Source organism: Ideonella dechloratans, assembly GCF_021049305.1.
In the GTDB taxonomy this organism is placed as follows: Bacteria; Pseudomonadota; Gammaproteobacteria; order Burkholderiales; family Burkholderiaceae_C; genus Ideonella; species Ideonella dechloratans.
Genome location: NZ_CP088081.1, coordinates 3,125,613 through 3,140,783, shown reverse-complemented (window position 1 = coordinate 3,140,783; position 15,171 = coordinate 3,125,613). Strand labels below are relative to the sequence as shown.

General features: G+C 70.5%; 16 protein-coding genes. 8 read left to right on the top strand and 8 right to left on the bottom strand.

Going from position 1 to position 15,171, the window contains the following annotated elements:
- The first annotated feature begins 85 nt into the window (after nucleotides 1-85).
- The 3 genes from rplM (at nucleotide 86) to erpA (ending at nucleotide 1,547) form a co-directional block, all read left to right on the top strand.
- On the top strand, nucleotides 86-514 hold the full coding sequence (gene rplM / locus LRM40_RS14510) for a 50S ribosomal protein L13 (RefSeq protein ID WP_151125619.1): 429 nt from the start codon (nucleotides 86-88) through the stop codon (nucleotides 512-514).
- Between the two features lie 10 nt (nucleotides 515-524).
- Nucleotides 525-917 carry a 30S ribosomal protein S9 gene (gene rpsI / locus LRM40_RS14505; protein WP_022981446.1) on the top strand — a complete coding sequence of 131 codons (393 nt, stop codon included), beginning with the start codon at nucleotides 525-527 and terminating at the stop codon, nucleotides 915-917.
- Nucleotides 918-1,172: 255 nt separating this feature from the next.
- Entirely contained in the window at nucleotides 1,173-1,547 is a 375-nt protein-coding gene (gene erpA, locus LRM40_RS14500) for an iron-sulfur cluster insertion protein ErpA (RefSeq protein WP_022981445.1), read from the top strand.
- Between the two features lie 54 nt (nucleotides 1,548-1,601).
- Here the strand turns inward: erpA and LRM40_RS14495 are convergent, their stop codons facing one another.
- Both LRM40_RS14495 and LRM40_RS14490 read right to left on the bottom strand, forming a co-directional pair.
- On the bottom strand, nucleotides 1,602-2,720 hold the full coding sequence (locus LRM40_RS14495) for an anhydro-N-acetylmuramic acid kinase (RefSeq protein WP_151125620.1): 1,119 nt from the start codon (nucleotides 2,718-2,720) through the stop codon (nucleotides 1,602-1,604).
- Nucleotides 2,721-2,735: 15 nt separating this feature from the next.
- Nucleotides 2,736-4,094, bottom strand: coding sequence for a M23 family metallopeptidase (locus LRM40_RS14490; RefSeq protein WP_231067568.1), 1,359 nt, complete (start codon nucleotides 4,092-4,094; stop codon nucleotides 2,736-2,738).
- A 330-nt stretch (nucleotides 4,095-4,424) separates the two neighbouring features.
- On the opposite strand from LRM40_RS14490, the gene tyrS reads away from it, so the two are divergent.
- Together tyrS and LRM40_RS14475 are read left to right on the top strand one after the other, a co-directional pair.
- Nucleotides 4,425-5,684 (top strand): tyrosine--tRNA ligase, encoded by a 1,260-nt coding sequence (gene tyrS, locus LRM40_RS14485; protein WP_151125621.1) that lies wholly within the window; start codon nucleotides 4,425-4,427, stop codon nucleotides 5,682-5,684.
- A gap of 70 nt (nucleotides 5,685-5,754) precedes the next feature.
- Nucleotides 5,755-6,174 carry an FKBP-type peptidyl-prolyl cis-trans isomerase gene (locus LRM40_RS14475; RefSeq protein ID WP_151125623.1) on the top strand — a complete coding sequence of 140 codons (420 nt, stop codon included), beginning with the start codon at nucleotides 5,755-5,757 and terminating at the stop codon, nucleotides 6,172-6,174.
- Nucleotides 6,175-6,195: 21 nt separating this feature from the next.
- Here the strand turns inward: LRM40_RS14475 and LRM40_RS14470 are convergent, their stop codons facing one another.
- Nucleotides 6,196-7,215: a PA2778 family cysteine peptidase gene (locus LRM40_RS14470; protein WP_231067567.1), complete on the bottom strand. Its 1,020-nt coding sequence runs from the start codon at nucleotides 7,213-7,215 to the stop codon at nucleotides 6,196-6,198.
- 5 nt (nucleotides 7,216-7,220) lie between these two features.
- A complete protein-coding gene (locus LRM40_RS14465; protein WP_151124259.1) occupies nucleotides 7,221-7,643 on the bottom strand; it encodes a PA2779 family protein in 423 nt (140 codons plus the stop codon).
- A gap of 133 nt (nucleotides 7,644-7,776) precedes the next feature.
- On the opposite strand from LRM40_RS14465, the gene dtd reads away from it, so the two are divergent.
- Together dtd and LRM40_RS14455 are read left to right on the top strand one after the other, a co-directional pair.
- Complete coding sequence (dtd, locus tag LRM40_RS14460) at nucleotides 7,777-8,232, top strand: D-aminoacyl-tRNA deacylase (protein ID WP_151124260.1); 456 nt, start codon at nucleotides 7,777-7,779, stop codon at nucleotides 8,230-8,232.
- Between the two features lie 36 nt (nucleotides 8,233-8,268).
- On the top strand, nucleotides 8,269-8,625 hold the full coding sequence (locus tag LRM40_RS14455; RefSeq protein WP_151124261.1) for a cupin domain-containing protein: 357 nt from the start codon (nucleotides 8,269-8,271) through the stop codon (nucleotides 8,623-8,625).
- A gap of 33 nt (nucleotides 8,626-8,658) precedes the next feature.
- Here the strand turns inward: LRM40_RS14455 and LRM40_RS14450 are convergent, their stop codons facing one another.
- Genes LRM40_RS14450 through mprF form a run of 3 tightly spaced genes read right to left on the bottom strand, consistent with a single transcriptional unit; the run spans nucleotide 8,659 to nucleotide 13,040 of the window.
- A complete protein-coding gene (locus tag LRM40_RS14450; RefSeq protein ID WP_151124262.1) occupies nucleotides 8,659-8,973 on the bottom strand; it encodes a hypothetical protein in 315 nt (104 codons plus the stop codon).
- A 15-nt stretch (nucleotides 8,974-8,988) separates the two neighbouring features.
- On the bottom strand, nucleotides 8,989-10,425 hold the full coding sequence (locus tag LRM40_RS14445) for a virulence factor family protein (protein WP_151124263.1): 1,437 nt from the start codon (nucleotides 10,423-10,425) through the stop codon (nucleotides 8,989-8,991).
- Entirely contained in the window at nucleotides 10,425-13,040 is a 2,616-nt protein-coding gene (gene mprF / locus LRM40_RS14440) for a bifunctional lysylphosphatidylglycerol flippase/synthetase MprF (RefSeq protein WP_151124264.1), read from the bottom strand. Before mprF ends, LRM40_RS14445 begins: the two co-directional genes overlap by 1 nt.
- 125 nt (nucleotides 13,041-13,165) lie before the next feature.
- Between mprF and LRM40_RS14435 the strand changes: the two genes are divergently transcribed.
- Nucleotides 13,166-13,852, top strand: a complete 687-nt coding sequence (locus LRM40_RS14435) for a DUF4197 domain-containing protein (RefSeq protein WP_151124265.1) — start codon at nucleotides 13,166-13,168, stop codon at nucleotides 13,850-13,852.
- A gap of 43 nt (nucleotides 13,853-13,895) precedes the next feature.
- Here LRM40_RS14435 and yiaY read toward each other — a convergent pair whose 3' ends face one another.
- On the bottom strand, nucleotides 13,896-15,047 hold the full coding sequence (gene yiaY, locus LRM40_RS14430; RefSeq protein WP_151124266.1) for an L-threonine dehydrogenase: 1,152 nt from the start codon (nucleotides 15,045-15,047) through the stop codon (nucleotides 13,896-13,898).
- Nucleotides 15,048-15,171 lie beyond the last annotated feature (124 nt).

The following is a 15,171-nucleotide window of genomic DNA, read 5'->3' as shown; positions in this document are numbered from 1 at the left end:
GAGGCGGTTTCCCTTTCCAAGCAGTGCCGAAGACACCTGGCGTGGCCGCTCGCACAGCCGTTTTCTTCTGTTCTCAGAGACTCTCATGAAGACCTTCAGCGCCAAGCCGGCCGAGGTGGTCCACGAGTGGTTTGTGATTGACGCCACCGACAAGGTGCTCGGACGTGTTGCCAGCGAAGTGGCACTCCGTTTGCGCGGCAAGCACAAGGCCATCTACACCCCTCACGTGGACACCGGCGATTTCATCGTCATCGTCAATGCAGACAAGCTGCGTGTGACGGGCAACAAGGCCAACGACAAGGTGTACTACCGTCACTCCGGTTTCCCGGGTGGCATCTACGGCACCAAGTTCAAGGACATGCAAGCCAAGCATCCGGGCCGCGCCCTGGAGAAGGCCGTCAAGGGCATGCTGCCCAAGGGTCCGCTGGGCTACGCCATGATCAAGAAGCTGAAGGTCTATGCAGGTGGTGAACACCCGCACACCGCTCAGCAGCCCAAGCCCCTGGAAATCTGAGGAGCGCTGAATGATCGGTAATTGGAATTACGGCACCGGCCGCCGCAAGTCGTCCGTGGCCCGCGTCTTCCTGAAGAAGGGCACTGGCCAGATCGTCGTCAACGGCAAGCCCGTGGACGAGTACTTCGGCCGCCAGACCTCCATCATGGTGGTCAAGCAGCCTCTGGTGCTGACCGAGAACGTCGAAGCCTTCGACATCAAGGTCAACGTCGCCGGCGGCGGTGAATCCGGCCAGGCCGGTGCCGTGCGCCACGGCATCACCCGCGCCCTGATCGACTACGACGCCGCCCTGAAGTCCGCGCTGAGCCAAGCCGGCTTCGTGACCCGCGACGCCCGTGAAGTCGAGCGTAAGAAGGTCGGTCTGCACGGCGCCCGTCGTCGGAAGCAGTTCAGCAAGCGCTGATCGATCTCCCGATGGCCGCGCCTGGCGTGGCCATCCGGATCCGGGCCGCTTCAGCTTCACCGCTGGGCGGCCTTTGTCGTTTCGGGCCGGCCGCCGCGTGGTGTCACCGAAACGACCAAACCCTCGCCCCTGGCAAGGACATGGGCCGGCATGGGAACATGCGGGCCTGCGCCTTGAAAGCGTGCCTGGGCGCCTCCATCTCTCACGGTGCCGCCCCTGAGCCTGGGGCGCAGCAACCCCTCGAAGGACATCCGAATGACCGCCGTCGCCGAGACCCAAGACCTTGCCAGCACCGAGATGCCGGCCCCCATCATCTTCACCGACAGCGCCGCGGCCAAGGTGGCCGATCTGGTGGCCGAGGAAGGCAACCCCGACCTGAAGCTGCGCGTGTTCGTGCAGGGCGGCGGCTGCTCCGGCTTCCAGTACGGTTTCACCTTCGATGAGATCGTCAACGAGGACGACACGCAGATGAGCAAGAACGGCGTGACCCTGCTGATCGACGCCATGAGCCTGCAGTACCTGGTCGGCGCCGAGATCGACTACAAGGAAGACCTGCAGGGCTCGCAGTTCGTGATCAAGAACCCGAATGCGACCACCACCTGCGGTTGCGGTTCGAGCTTCTCGGTCTGATCCAGGGACAGATCCCGCCCCATTGCAGGCCGCCCTCGGGCGGCCTGTGTCGTTTCAGGCGGGATGCAGCGCGCCCAGCACCCGCAAGCCGACGGCTCCGGTGACCTCGGGCCGGTTGCCCGGCTGCCGGTGCAGGAAGGCCCAGGCCAGCCAGGCGAAGGCGGTGGCCTCCACCTGCAGCGGCGGCAGGCCGGCACTGTCGGTGCTGCCCACCCGCAGGTCGGGCAGCAGGGCCTGCAGGCGGCGCATCAGGTCCTGATTCAGCGCGCCGCCACCGCAGCACAGCAGGGTGGTGGTGTCCGGGGCTTGGGCGACCAGGGCCTCGGCGGCGCAGCTGGCGGTGAATTCGGCCAGGGTGGCCTGCACATCCTGCGGGGGCAGGCCGGGCGTCAACCGGGCCAGCAGCCACGGCGGGTTGAACAGATCGCGGCCGGTGCTCTTGGGCGGCGCGGCACGCAGAAAGGGTTCGTCCAGCAGGCGCGCCAGCAGGGCGGGGTCGACCCGGCCGCCCGCACCCCAGCGGCCGCCTTCGTCATAGGGGCGACCCAGCTCCTGCTGGATCCAGAAGTCCAGCAGTGCATTGCCCGGCCCGCAGTCGAAGCCGCGCACCGGGGCGGGATCGCCCGCGGCGGGCAGCAGCGTCAGGTTGGCCATGCCACCCAGGTTGAGAACGGCGGCGGGGCAGGCCTGGCCGCCGAAGACCACGGCATGGAAGGCCGGCACCAAGGGGGCGCCCTGGCCTCCCGCGGCCACGTCGCGGCTGCGGAAGTCGCTCACCACGTCGATGCCGCAGCGTTCGGCCAGCAGGGCGGGCTGGTTGAGTTGCAGGGTGTAGCCGGTGCCATCGAATTCGCCGGGGCGGTGGCGCACGGTCTGGCCGTGGGAGCCCACGGCCCGCACCGCGTCCGCAGCCAGACCACTGCGGACCAGCAGCTCGGCCACCACCTGGGCCTGCACCTCGGCCAGGGCATTGGCCGACAGCGCGCCGCGGTGCAGTTCATCGGCACCGCTCTGGTTCAGCGCCAGCAGTTCGTCGCGCAGCGCCGCGGGAAACGGCCGGTGGGCATGGGCCCGGACCTGGGGGCGTCCGGCCGCGTCGAAGTGGGCCAGCACGCCGTCCACGCCGTCCAGCGAGGTGCCGGACATCAGGCCGATCAGGACCTCGGTGTCCACGGAGCCGTCAGGCGCTCATTCGAACCGGCCCGGCATGCCGCCCAGGTCGGTGGCCAGGTCCAGCTCGGACTTCAGGTTCTGCGCCAGCTGGGCGAAGCGGCCGCGCTGGGCGGGATCCAGCCGGATGGTCTCGGAGGACTTGGCGACCGCGACCGGATCCTTCTGCTGGCCGTGCAGCCGGAACTCGAAGTGCAGGTGCGGGCCGGTGGCCCAGCCGGTCATGCCGACATTGCCAATGGTGTCGCCAGCGCTGACATGCTGGCCCTTGCGCACGCCGATGCGGCTGAGGTGGGCGTACACCGTCATGCGGTCGCCCGAGTGCTGGACCATGATGACGTTGCCGTAGCCGTTCTGCACGCCGGCAAACGACACCACGCCATCACCCACCGTGCGCACGGGGGTGCCGGTGGGGGCGGCGTAATCCACGCCCAGGTGCTTCTTCCAGACGCCCAGAATGGGGTGGAAGCGCATGGCAAAGCCCGAGCTCACCCGCGAGAAGGCCACCGGGCTGGAGATGAAAGCGCGGCGCTTGCTCTCGCCGTTGAAATCGAAATAGCCGCCCTTGCCGACACCGGCGTACCAGACGGCCTGATGGGCCTGGCCGGCGTTGACGAACTCGGCGGCCAGCACCTTGCCACTGCCCTGGCTCCAGGGCACGGGTTCGCCGTCGGCGGTCAGCGTTTCGAAGACCACGCGGAAGGTGTCGCCCTTGCGCAGATCCCGGCGGAAGTCGATGTCACTGCCGAAGATTTCGGCCAGCTGCGTGGCCACCGCGTCGGGCAGGCCGGCCGCATCGGTGGCGGCGAACAGCGAACTCTGGATGGTGCCGCTGGCCAGGCGCGGGGTCGATTCGAGTTGGGCCTGCTCCAGATGGGAGGCGTAGCGGCCATCGGCCTGACGCTCCACCCGCAGGCGGGCGAAGCGCGGATGACCGTTCTCGTCGTCGGCCGTCGGGAAGCGGGCCACCAGCTCGGTCAGGCGGCCATCGGCATCCTTGCCGACGGTGACCATCTTGCCGGCATTGCCCTCGAACAGGCGGCGGCCGATCGGGTCGTTGCGGATCCAGGCGGCGGCCGAGGCATCCACCACGCCCAGGCGGCGCAGCAGGGTGTCGGCGGTGTCGGCCGGGCGGGTCAGCTCGGTGCGATGCAGCACCAGCGGGGCGCCGGCCAGGGCTTCCAGCTGCGGTGCGATGGCTTCCGGGGTGACGTCCTCGACGATCTGACGGCGGGGCAGCAGGGACGCATCCGGTGCCAGCGGCGCGATGCCGAAGGCGGTGACGCCGGTGCCGGCGACCAGGGCCAGCACGGCGGCGGCCACGGCGCGGGGGTGTTGACGGAGGGATTTGGTGGCCGACTCGAAGGCTTGGCGCAACGGAGTCAGCGGAAAACGGGAAAAGGGGCCCAACAAGCTCAAGGTTCTGCCGGGGCCGGGCCCCGTCCGGAAAGTCAGCGATGTGGTCAGGCGGTGGGTGGGCGCTGCTCCCTGAAGCGGCACCGACGCACCGGCCTGATACGAACCAGCCTGCGCGGACGACGCCGTCCTGGCGCAGGCTGGGGCGACCTCTCCGGCACTCCGTGGACTCCCTCGTAGAATCGGGCGTTTTGCGCCCGGGCTTGGCCACGATGCCGGTCAGCAACCGATCGGTCGAGTATAGCAAGTCGACCTGTGTCCCAAGGGCGATTCACCCCGCTTTGAACCACCATGTCCGACCTTGATGCAGCCCAGGCCCCGGCCGGCGCCGTGCCCTCCGATCTCCCCTTGAGCGACCGTGTGCAGGAGGCCCTGGCCATCAGCCTGCGCGGCTGTGCCGAGCTGCTGCCTCAGGCCGACTGGGTGAAGAAGCTCCAGCGTTGGGAAGCAACGGGCGTGCCGCTGCGCATCAAGTTCGGCATGGACCCGACCGCGCCGGACCTGCACCTGGGCCACACGGTGGTGCTCAACAAGATGCGCCAGCTGCAGGACCTGGGCCTGGCCGTGATCCCGCTGATCGGCGACTTCACCACCACCATCGGCGATCCGTCCGGCCGCAACAGCACCCGCCCGCCGCTCACCCGCGAGCAGATCGAGGCCAACGCCAAGACCTACTTCGAGCAGATCCGCCTGGTGGTCGACATGGACCGGGCCGAGGTGCGCTGGAACAGCGAGTGGTGCGACCCGCTGGGCGCGCGCGGCATGATCCAGCTGGCGGCCAAGTACACCGTGGCCCGCATGCTCGAGCGCGAGGACTTCACCAAGCGCTTCCAGAGCGGCACCGCCATCTCGGTGCACGAGTTCCTCTACCCGCTGATGCAGGGCTACGACTCGGTGGCGCTCAAGAGCGACCTGGAGCTCGGGGGCACCGACCAGAAGTTCAACCTGCTGATGGGCCGCCACCTGCAGGCCGAGTACGGCCAGGAGCCGCAGTGCATTCTGACCATGCCGCTGCTGGAAGGCCTGGACGGCGTGGACAAGATGTCCAAGTCCAAGGGCAACTACATCGGCATCACCGAGCCGGCCAACACCATGTTCGCCAAGGTCATGTCGGTCAGCGACGAGCTGATGTGGCGCTGGTACACCCTGCTGTCCTTCCGCTCCGAGGCCGACATCGCCGCGCTGAAGGCCGAGGTCGAGGGCGGGCGCAACCCGCGCGACGCCAAGGTGGCCCTGGCCAAGGAGATCACCGCGCGCTTCCACAGCGCGGCCGCGGCCGACGCCGCCGAGCAGGATTTCGTCAACCGCAGCAAGGGCGGCATCCCCGACGACATCCCCGAGGTGGCGCTCAGCGGTGCGCCGATGGCCATCGGCGCCCTGCTCAAGGCCGCCAACCTGGTGGCCAGTGGCAGTGAAGGCCTGCGCATGGTGGAGCAGGGCGGCGTGCGCATCGACGGCACGGTGGTCAGCGACAAGGGCCTCAAGGTCGACGCGGGCACCTTCGTGCTGCAGGTGGGCAAACGCAAGTTCGCCCGCGTGACCCTGGGCTGAAGCCGGCTAAGCTTGCGGCCTGCCGCCCGGTGCGTCCGGGCCTCTGGCTCCTGAAAGGATTCTTTCCATGATGCGTCTGTCGTTTGCCGCCGGTGCGCTGGCACTGTCATTGTCCTCGCTGGCCCTGGCGGCCACCCCGGCTCCGGCCGCGCCGGTCACCACCGCCAGCGGCCTGGTCTACCAGGACCTCAAGGTCGGTACCGGTCTGTCGCCCAAGGCCACCGACACGGTGAAGGTGAACTACCGCGGCACGCTGGCCGACGGCACCGAGTTCGACAGCTCCTACCGCCGCGGTCAGCCGGCCGAGTTCCCGCTCAACCGCGTCATCCCCTGCTGGACCGAGGGCCTGCAGCGCATGAAGGCGGGCGGCAAGGCCAAGCTGACCTGCCCGCCGGCCATCGCCTACGGCAGCCGCGGCGCGGGCGGCGTGATCCCGCCCAATGCCACGCTGACCTTCGAGGTCGAGCTGCTGGCCATCACCAACTTCTGACGGCCAGCAGCGCCCAGCCGCTCAAGGCGCGGCGGGCGTGGTGGCCAGGGTGTCGGGTGACAGGCCCAGCTCGCGCAGCGTGTCGCGCACGGCCGGCTGGAAGGCCGGCTCCGCGCTGAGGGCGCGCTGCCAGGCGCGGCGCGCGGCATCCCGCGCGGCGTCGGGCTGGCCCAGCGCGCGGCGCAGCTCGGCCAGGTTGTTCCATGCGGCGGCACTGTCGTGTGTGCGGGCCACCTGCTCGAAGGCCCGGGCGGCGCCGGGCAGGTCGCCTGTCGCGTAACGGCTGTTGCCCAGCCCCATGCCGATCACCAGGGCGTCGGGCCAGCGTTGGGCGGCCGCTTCCCAGCCCGGTCGGGCGGCGGCCGCGCCGCTGGCCCGCTCCAGGCTCAGCAGCCCCTCCTGCACCGCGGTCGCGTCGGCCATGGCCGGGAGTTGTTCCGGCGGGCTGACCACCATGGCCCAGTGTCCGCTGCGGGCCCAGGTGTGCTCGAAGGTCTGCAGAGACCACCGGGCATCACCCTGGGTGCCGGAATGCAGATGCACCTCGCCCTGGTCCAGGTCGTAGCCCACCACCACGGCGTAGTGCCAGCGCGGCCAGATCGGCAGCGACAGGTTCACCAGCACCAGCACCGGCTGGCCGGCGGCAAGCGTCCTCAACACGGCGTCCAGCCGGGGGGGCAGCTGCACGGCCAGGGCGCCCTGCCGGGCGGCGGCGGCCAGCATCTCCGGCTGCAGGCTGCCCTCGCGGCCGGGCAGATAGACCTGCGGCGTCAGCGCTTCGGGCGAGGCCGGCCGGCCGGCCGCACCGAGCACGCCCGCCAGGGTGGCCGGGCCGCACAAGGTGCCTTCGTCGGGAAAGAAGGGCACCCCGCGCAGCAGGACCTGGCGAGGCAGGTCGGCCGGAGGCCGCGCCTGCAGCGCGGTGACGGACGGTGCGTCCAGGCTGGCGCAGCCCGTCAGGCCGGCCGAAACCCAGGCGGTGCCGGCCAGCCAGGCCAGCAGGCGCCGCCGGCGGGATGCCGGGCCCTTCAAGACCTGCAAGCGGCTCAGCGGGCCGAGCGGGTGAAGGGGAAGACCTTGGTCAGGCCCAGGATGTCGGTGATCAACAGCAGCACGAACAGGAAGACCAGCACGCCCAGGATGTCGCTGCCGGCGGCGGGGGCCTGATCGATCTGGCTGGCCATCCACTGGGCCTGCGCATCGCTCAGGGCGGCCACGCGGGCACGCGCCTCGGCCGGATCGACGCCCCGGTCCTGCAGGGCCTGGACCACGTCCGCACGGTCCAGCGCCTGGTTCAGCAGGGCGCGGGATTCGGCGCCGGAACGGCTGGCCGGGGCTTGCGCTGCCGCCACGGCATCGGTGCCGATCAGCGCTGCCTGAGCACCCTGCAACATGCCCGCATAGCTGAGGCTGGCGGCCAGCACCAGGCTGAGCCAACGGGACGAACGGGAACGGGCGGTGACAGACATCGGTCAGGACTCCTTGAAATGCCGACAGGAAAGGCTGTGCATCCTACACATTTGAAACGGGATGCGTGTACCCGCCTGTTACAAAGTGGCTGGCTATCATCCGGGCTTCCGCATTGATCTTCAGGGTTCTGGCTTGATTGCAGTGATTCAACGGGTGCGCGGCGCCCGGGTGGAGGTGGCCGGCCGGGTCACCGGGGCCATCGAACAGGGCTTGCTGGTGCTGGTCTGCGCCGAGCCCGAGGACACGCCAGCCCAGGCCGACAAGCTGCTGGACAAACTGCTCAAGCTGCGCATCTTCAGCGACGAGGCCGGCAAGATGAACCGCAGCGTGCAGGACCTGGACGGTGCCGGCACGCCCGGCGGCTTGCTGCTGGTCTCGCAGTTCACGCTGGCGGCCGACACCCGCGGCGGCAACCGTCCCAGCTTCACCGGCGCGGCACCGGCGGCGCTGGGCCAGGCCCTGTACGACCACCTGGTGGCCCAGGCGCGGGTGCGTCACCCGCAGGTGGCCACCGGCGAGTTCGGCGCCGACATGCAGGTGCACCTGGTCAACGATGGCCCGGTCACCATCCCCATGACCGTGCGCTGAGCACGGTCTTCAACGCAGTTTCCGGAGAGATTCTTCATGGCTTCCCTTGTCCGCTTCGAGGTGCCGGCCCAGGCACCGGTGATCGACCAGCCGCGCGAGGAGCGCCGCGAGGTGGGCGCGCCGCTGCGCTCGACCTGGACCCTGTACGAAAGCGGCCCCGAAGGCCTGTGCGCCGGCATCTGGGACTGCGAGCCCGGCCGCTGGCGCATCGAGTTCGGTCCCGCCGAGCACGAGTACTTCCATGTCGTCTCGGGCCAGGCCCGGCTGCATGGCGAGGACGGCTCGGTGACCGACATCGGCCCGGGCCAGGCGGTGATGATCCCGCCGAACTTCCGCGGTTCCTTCGAGGTGCTGCAGACGCTGCGCAAGCACTTCGTGATCGTCGAGAAGTGAGCGCAGGGGCCCGGGCGGCGCCCCGGCGCGGTCTCACTCCTCGTCGGTGGCGGCCGACAGGCGCCTCTTCACCTCGGCCAGCAGGTCGCGCAGCTGGGCGCTGTCGCGCAGGCTGCGCGGCTGCCATTCGGGCGTGCGGGCCAGCCGCCGGGCCAGTGCCAGGTTCAGGGCCGCGCCATCGGGCGAAACGGCCACGTCCTTCAGCAGGGCCTGGCCCTGGCGCTCGAAGCGCCCCTCGCGTTCATTCAGGCCCAGCGCACGCAGCTCGCGTCGCAGGCGCTGCAGGGCCTCGTCCGGGCGGAAGGCCGGGGGCTTGAAGAAGTCGGGGTTGAGGTCGAAATCGTCCATGGCGCGATCATGCCCTCAGCGGCCCGCGGCCTCCAGGATCTTGCCGGCCAGGGCCTCGTAATCGCCGCCGAAGTGGTGGCCGCCGGTCAGCGGCAGGCGCCGGGCCTGGGCCGGGCTCAGGTCGGGGCACAGCGAGTCTTTTTCGCTTTCACCGTAGACGCACAAGGTGTTGCTGGCCGACAGCTTGCGGGCCTCCGGCAGGATGGGCTTGTCGCCGCTGGGACCGATCCAGTTGCTGACGTGGAACTCGAAGGATGCCTTCTGGCCCGGCCCCAGCAGGGCCGCCAGCTGCACGCGGGCCCGGGTGCCGGCGGGCAGGCGGTTGAGCGCGAAGGGCAGCACATCGGCCCCTTGCGAGTAGCCGATCAGGATCACCTTGCTGCGACCCCAGCGAGCGGCGTAGTAGCGGATCACCCGGTCCAGATCGGTGGCCAGCCCCTCGGGCGTGCGTTCGCTCCAGAAGTAGCGCAACGAATCCAGCCCGGCCACCGGCACGCCCCGGGCCACCAGGGCCTTGGCAATGCCCTTGTCGATGCTGGCCCAGCCGCCGTCGCCCGAAATCAGCACCGCGAAGGGGCTTTGGCCAGCGCCGGCGCCGTCGTCGGGCGTGGGCAGTTCGACCAGGGGCAGGTCGGAGAGCTGGCTGGGCGGCGGGCCCAGCGGCACCTGCCTGACGGCCAGGGCCGCCCAGGCGGCCTCGAAGCCCGCGGGCAGGCCATTGCCGGCCGTAGGCCCACCAGCGCCCAGCCATTTGGCTTGCGGCACCTTCTGCACGAAGGCCTGGGCCTGGGCGCTGGTGCAGCCCTCCTCACCGCCGCCCAGGGCCATCCAGTGGCTGGCCAGCGCGGCCGGGGCGGGCTGCAGGTCCACCCCGGGGCCGTCGGCCGCGGTCTGCCACTTCAGCGTCGGGCCCGCGCACATGGGCGGGTCCAGCGGCAGGCGCGGGCAGAAACCTAGCGACAGGCCGCCGGAGAAGGTGCCGGCCGGTGTCTGGGCCAGGGTGGCGTAGGTCGTGGCCGCGGCTGGCCCGCTGCCCACCAGCAAAGGCAGGAGGTAGGCGGGCAGCCGGGCCTGAGCCTGGATGCTGCGTGAGAGGTTCTCGAAGGCGCCGCCGGGGTAGGTGCACCTGCCGTCCTGGGCCGCCAGGCGCTTGTAGAAAGGGGGCAGCGGCACGCTGGCCACCATGGCGCCAGCGGCCACCATCCGGTCGGCCAGGGCCTGCTCGGCGGGACTGGCCTCGTCCGCCTGGTTTTGCAGCAGCAGCACGAACTGCTGGGGCGTGCCTTCCGGGCGCTGCACCTTCACGTTGCTGAACAGGCCGTGCGAGACGGTTTGCGGCAGGGGTGGGGCTGCGAAGGCGCTGGTGGCCAGCAGGAGCAGGCCGGCGCCCAGCGCGGGGGGGCGGGCCGGGCTGCGGATACAGGCAATGGGGTTGGGCAGGCAGGGCAACATCAGGGCTCGGTCTCGTCGGGATGGCCGCCGATCAGCACCGCGATGTCGGCCAGCGCGAACACCGGGGCCAGTCCGCCCGGGGTGGCCAGGTAGCGGGCCTCCCAACTGGGTTCGAACTTGTCCTTGAAGCTGCGCAGGCCGCGGAAGCGGTAGAAGCGGTCCCCGTACTTGTACAGCAGGCGGCCCAGCCGTTGCCAGCGCGGGGCCCTGCGGCGCTCGGCCATGCCGGCCAGCGGGGACATGCCCAGGCCGAACCATTGGTAGCCCTGGGCCTGGAGATGCAGCATCACCTTGGCGAAGAGGAAATCCATGGTGCCGGCCGGGGCCTCGGGCCGGTGTCGCATCAAATCGACACTGGCTTCCTCACGGCAGGCGGTCAGCTGCAGATTGGCGAAGGCCACCAGCCGGCCGTGCTGGCGCACCAGGGCCACGGGCAGCTGGCGCAGGTAGTCCGGGTCGAAGCGGCCCACCGAGAAGCCCTTCTCGCGGCCTTGCTGTTGTTGCAGCCAGGCGTCTGAAATGGCCTTGAGCTCCGGCAGCAGGGCGGGCACGGCCTCCGGTGGCACGACCTCGAAGCTCAGGCCTTCGCGCTCGCCGCGGTTCACGCCGGCGCGCAGATTGGCCCGCTTGCCCCCCTTGAGGCTGAAATCCGGCAGGCTGACCTGGGCGTACTCGCCGAGCTTGATGGCCTGCAGCCCGCAGTCCAGGTACAGCGGCAGATGGGCCGGGCGCACCTGGTAGAAGGCGGGGCGCCCCCCGTGCGCGGCGGCCAGTTCGATGAACTGCCAGACCAGGTCCGGCCATTCCTTGCGCTCCCCGAAGGGACCGAACAGCGACACCCAGGTGCGTCCCTGGCGGCCGTACATCAGGAAGCTGCGGCCGCTGGGCGAGAACAGCAGGTGCTTGTCGCCCATCAGCAGGTAGCAGCCTTCGGCCCGCGGGCCGGCCTGCACCAGGGCCGCGGCCCGGGTCATCTCCTCGGCCGTGGGCCGGGCGAGGGTGCTGGAGCGGGGCCGCAGCAACTGCCACAGGCCCAGTGCCAGCGAGAGCAGGGCGATGGCGGTCAGGGCCCGCAGCGAGCGCGGGGCCTGGCCGTCCAGCTCGAACTGCCACCACAGGTGGTTGCTGTAGGCCACCTGCTTGTAGGCGAAGAAGAGGATCCAGAGGCTGGCCAGCAGCACGCCGGCCAACCCCAGCAGCCACTCGGGTTCCAGGTGCTGCGCGAACAGGGAGGAGGGGCGGTCGAACTGGCGGCGCGAGACCACCAGCAGCACGGCCAGCGTGACGAGCAGGGCTGCCTCGTTCAGCGCGATGCCCTTGGGCCAGGCCAGCAGCGCCGCCACCAGCGACAGGCCCAGGGCGGCCCACCAGGCGGCATCCAGCCGGTGCAGCAGGCCGCGGGCCACCACCAGCAGGCCCAGGCCGGCCACGCTGCCCAGGAAGTGCGAGGCCTCGATCAGCGGCAGCGGCACGCTCAGCGCCACCAGCACCTCGCGGGCGTCGCGGGTGAAGGGGGTGACACCGGACACCACCAGCCACAGCCCGGCCACCAGGGTCAGGGCGGCCAGCAAGCGCGGGCTTTGCCGCACCGCCGCCCGGCCCATCGGTGCCACCGCGGCCGGGCGCAACTCGTAGGCCACCAGCAGGCCGCTGGCCAGCACCAGGGGCAGCACGTAGTACAGGCCGCGGTAGAGCAGCAGCGCGCCCAGCAGCTGGGCGGTGGGCAGGTGCGGGCCGGCGGCCAGCAGCATCACGGCCTCGAACACGCCCACGCCGCCCGGTATATGGCTGATCAGCGCTGCGGAGATGGCCACGGCATAGAGCGCCAGAAAGCTCAGCAGCGGCAAGGGGTTTTCCGGCAGCAGGCACCACAGGGCCAGGCCCGAGGCGGTCAGTTCCACCGCCGAGATGGCCAGCTGGGCCAGGGCCAGGCCGGCCGGGGGCAGGCGCAGGCCCACGTGCCAGCGTCGCTGGGGCCCCCAGCGCCAGGCCAGCACTCGCTGCCGATGGCACAGCGCCACGAAGGCCGCCAGGCCCAGCAGCAGGGCCACCGCCAGCGTCTGCAGGCCACCGGCCGGGAGGTGCAGCAGCGGGGCGATGGTGGGTGCCCCCCACAGCAGGCCCATGGCGCCGAAGGCCAGCATGCCCAAGAGAAAGGCCACGGTGTTGAAACCGATCACCCGCGCGATCTGCCCGGGCTCCAGCCCCGCCTGGGTGTACAGGCGCATGCGCACCGCGCCGCCCGACAGCGGGCCCAGGCCGATGGTGTTGGACAAGGCGTAGGCCACGAAGGCCGTCAGGGCCACCGTGCCGCGGGGTACCTTGGCGCCGATGTAGCGCAGGGCCGAGGCGTCGTACTGGGTGAGCGTGGCGTAGCTGATGGCGGTGGCCAGCAGCGACCACAGCAGCCAGGCGCCCGGGGTGCGTCGCACGGCGCCCATCACCTGGCCGTAGCGCACCTCCTGCAGCAGGTGGGCCAGCGCGGTGCCCACCAGCAGGACCAGCAGCAGCCCCAGACCGCCCAGCAGCCACGGGCGCCACTGCTGCCAGGCATGGGCCCAGCGCCCCAGGGGCAGGGGCGCATCGTTGCAAGGCTCGGAGGAGGGTGAAGCCACGCTGGCAGACGTCCGGGAGTGAGGAGCCGGTTTTACCCTAAGTCACGCGGCGGCGTCGGCGGTGGCTTGCCAGCCTCCGGCGCCTGGCGCACCATGGGACCGACATCCCACAGCTGAGGAAGAAAATGGATCTCGAGCGACGCGGCTGCGGCCGCTGGGCCCTGGGTGGTCTGCTGGGTCTGACCGCCGGGTGGCCGGCCCGGGCGGCCCTGTTCAGCCAGGCCGATGCCACGCTGGGCGTCAAGACGGCGCTGGAGCGCGGCGCCGAGAGTGCCGTGTCCCTGCTGGGCAGGCCGGACGGCTTTCTGGGCAACCCCCAGGTGCGCATTCCGCTGCCGGGCATGCTGAAGGACGCGGCGCAGATGCTGAAGTTCACCGGCCAGCAGAAGCGGGTGGACGACCTGGTCACGGCGATGAACCGGGCCGCCGAAGCGGCGGTGCCCGAGGCCAAGACCTTGCTCGTGCAGGCGGTCAAGACCATGTCGGTGGACGACGCGGTGGGCATCGTCAGAGGTGGCGACACGTCCGTGACCGACTTCTTCGCCAAGAAGACGCGGGTGCCGCTGACCGAGCGCTTCCTGCCCATCGTCACCCAGGAAACCGAGAAGGTGGACCTGGCCAGCAAGTACAACGCCGTGGCGGGCAAGGCCAGCAGCTTCGGCCTGGTGGCCAAGGAAGACGCCAACATCCAGCAGTACGTCACCCGCAAGGCGCTGGACGGGCTCTACCTGATGATCGGCGAGGAGGAGAGGAAGATCCGGCGCGATCCGGCCGGTACCGGCAGCGAGATCCTGAAGAAGGTCTTCGGCTGAAGGCCGGCCATGCCCGGGCGCTGCCCAGGCATGGCGCGGAGGTTCATAGCGCCGCGCGGAAGATCGCGCAGACCTCGTCGAAGGTCGGCTGCACCGGGTTGGTCAGGCCGCAAGCGTCCTTCATGGCGTTGGCGGCCAGCGTGGGGATGTCGGCTTCCTTGGCACCCAGGCTGCCCACGCCGGCCGGGATACCCACGTCCGCGCTGAGCTGGCGGATGGCGTTCAGGCAGGCCTGGGCCGCCTGGGCTTCGGTGAGCAGGGCGGTGTCCACGCCCATGGCCCGGGCCACATCGCCCAGCCGGCCGGCCGCCACGCGGGCGTTGAAGGCCTGCACATGGGGCAGCAGGATGGCGTTGCACACGCCGTGCGGCAGGTCGTAGAAGCCACCCAGCTGGTGGGCCATGGCATGCACATAGCCCAGCGAGGCGTTGTTGAAGGCCATGCCGGCCAGGAACTGGGCATAGGCCATGGCCTCGCGGGCCGCGGCGTCCTGGCCGTGGGCCACGGCAGTGCGCAGCTGCTGGCTGATCAGCGTGACGGCCTTGAGGGCGCAGGCGTCGGTGATCGGGTTGGCGGCGGTGGAGACATAGGCCTCGATCGCATGCGTGAGCGCGTCCATGCCGGTGGCGGCGGTCAGGCCGGCGGGCATGCCCATCATCAGCTCGGGGTCGTTGACCGACAGCACCGGCGTGGTGTGCTTGTCCACGATGGCCATCTTCACGTGCCGGCTGTCGTCGGTGATGATGCAGAAGCGCGTCATCTCGCTGGCCGTGCCGGCGGTGGTGTTGATGGCCACCAGCGGCAGCTGCGGTTTGGCGGACTTGTCCAGGCCCTCGTAATCGGTGATGCGACCGCCATTGGCCGCCACCAGGGCGATGCCCTTGGCGCAGTCGTGCGGCGAGCCGCCGCCCAGCGAGATCACGAAGTCGCAGCCGTTGGCCTTCAGCAGGGCCAGGCCGGCTTCCACATTGGCCACATTGGGGTTGGGCTTGACGCCGTCGAACACCACCGAGGTGACACCGTGCGCGCCCAGCAGTTCGGTCACCTTGGCCACCAGGCCGGTGCGCACCAGCGGGGCGTCCGTCACCACCAGGGCCTTGCGCCAGCCCTTGGACTGGATGTCGGCGGCGGCGTCCTTCAGGCAGCCGGCGCCCATCAGGTTGACGCTGGGAATGAAGAAGATGGTGGTGCTCATGGCAGGCTCCTCGCAACGGATGGTTGGGCACCGACCCGGCCCGGGGTGAGGGCCAGGGCGGTGCGTGTGCGGGCAGTCTGCGAGCGAGGTCCGCGGGCCGCGTTGACGGAGGTCAATGCGGCCC

Coding starts and splice junctions, on each gene's coding strand:
- rplM (WP_151125619.1), top strand. CDS start 86: ATGAAGACCTTCAGCGCCAAGCCGGCCGAGGTGGTCCACGAGTGGTTT.
- rpsI (WP_022981446.1), top strand. CDS start 525: ATGATCGGTAATTGGAATTACGGCACCGGCCGCCGCAAGTCGTCCGTG.
- erpA (WP_022981445.1), top strand. CDS start 1,173: ATGACCGCCGTCGCCGAGACCCAAGACCTTGCCAGCACCGAGATGCCG.
- tyrS (WP_151125621.1), top strand. CDS start 4,425: ATGTCCGACCTTGATGCAGCCCAGGCCCCGGCCGGCGCCGTGCCCTCC.
- LRM40_RS14475 (WP_151125623.1), top strand. CDS start 5,755: ATGCGTCTGTCGTTTGCCGCCGGTGCGCTGGCACTGTCATTGTCCTCG.
- LRM40_RS14465 (WP_151124259.1), bottom strand. CDS start 7,643: ATGTCTGTCACCGCCCGTTCCCGTTCGTCCCGTTGGCTCAGCCTGGTG.
- LRM40_RS14455 (WP_151124261.1), top strand. CDS start 8,269: ATGGCTTCCCTTGTCCGCTTCGAGGTGCCGGCCCAGGCACCGGTGATC.
- LRM40_RS14450 (WP_151124262.1), bottom strand. CDS start 8,973: ATGGACGATTTCGACCTCAACCCCGACTTCTTCAAGCCCCCGGCCTTC.
- LRM40_RS14445 (WP_151124263.1), bottom strand. CDS start 10,425: ATGTTGCCCTGCCTGCCCAACCCCATTGCCTGTATCCGCAGCCCGGCC.
- LRM40_RS14435 (WP_151124265.1), top strand. CDS start 13,166: ATGGATCTCGAGCGACGCGGCTGCGGCCGCTGGGCCCTGGGTGGTCTG.
- yiaY (WP_151124266.1), bottom strand. CDS start 15,047: ATGAGCACCACCATCTTCTTCATTCCCAGCGTCAACCTGATGGGCGCC.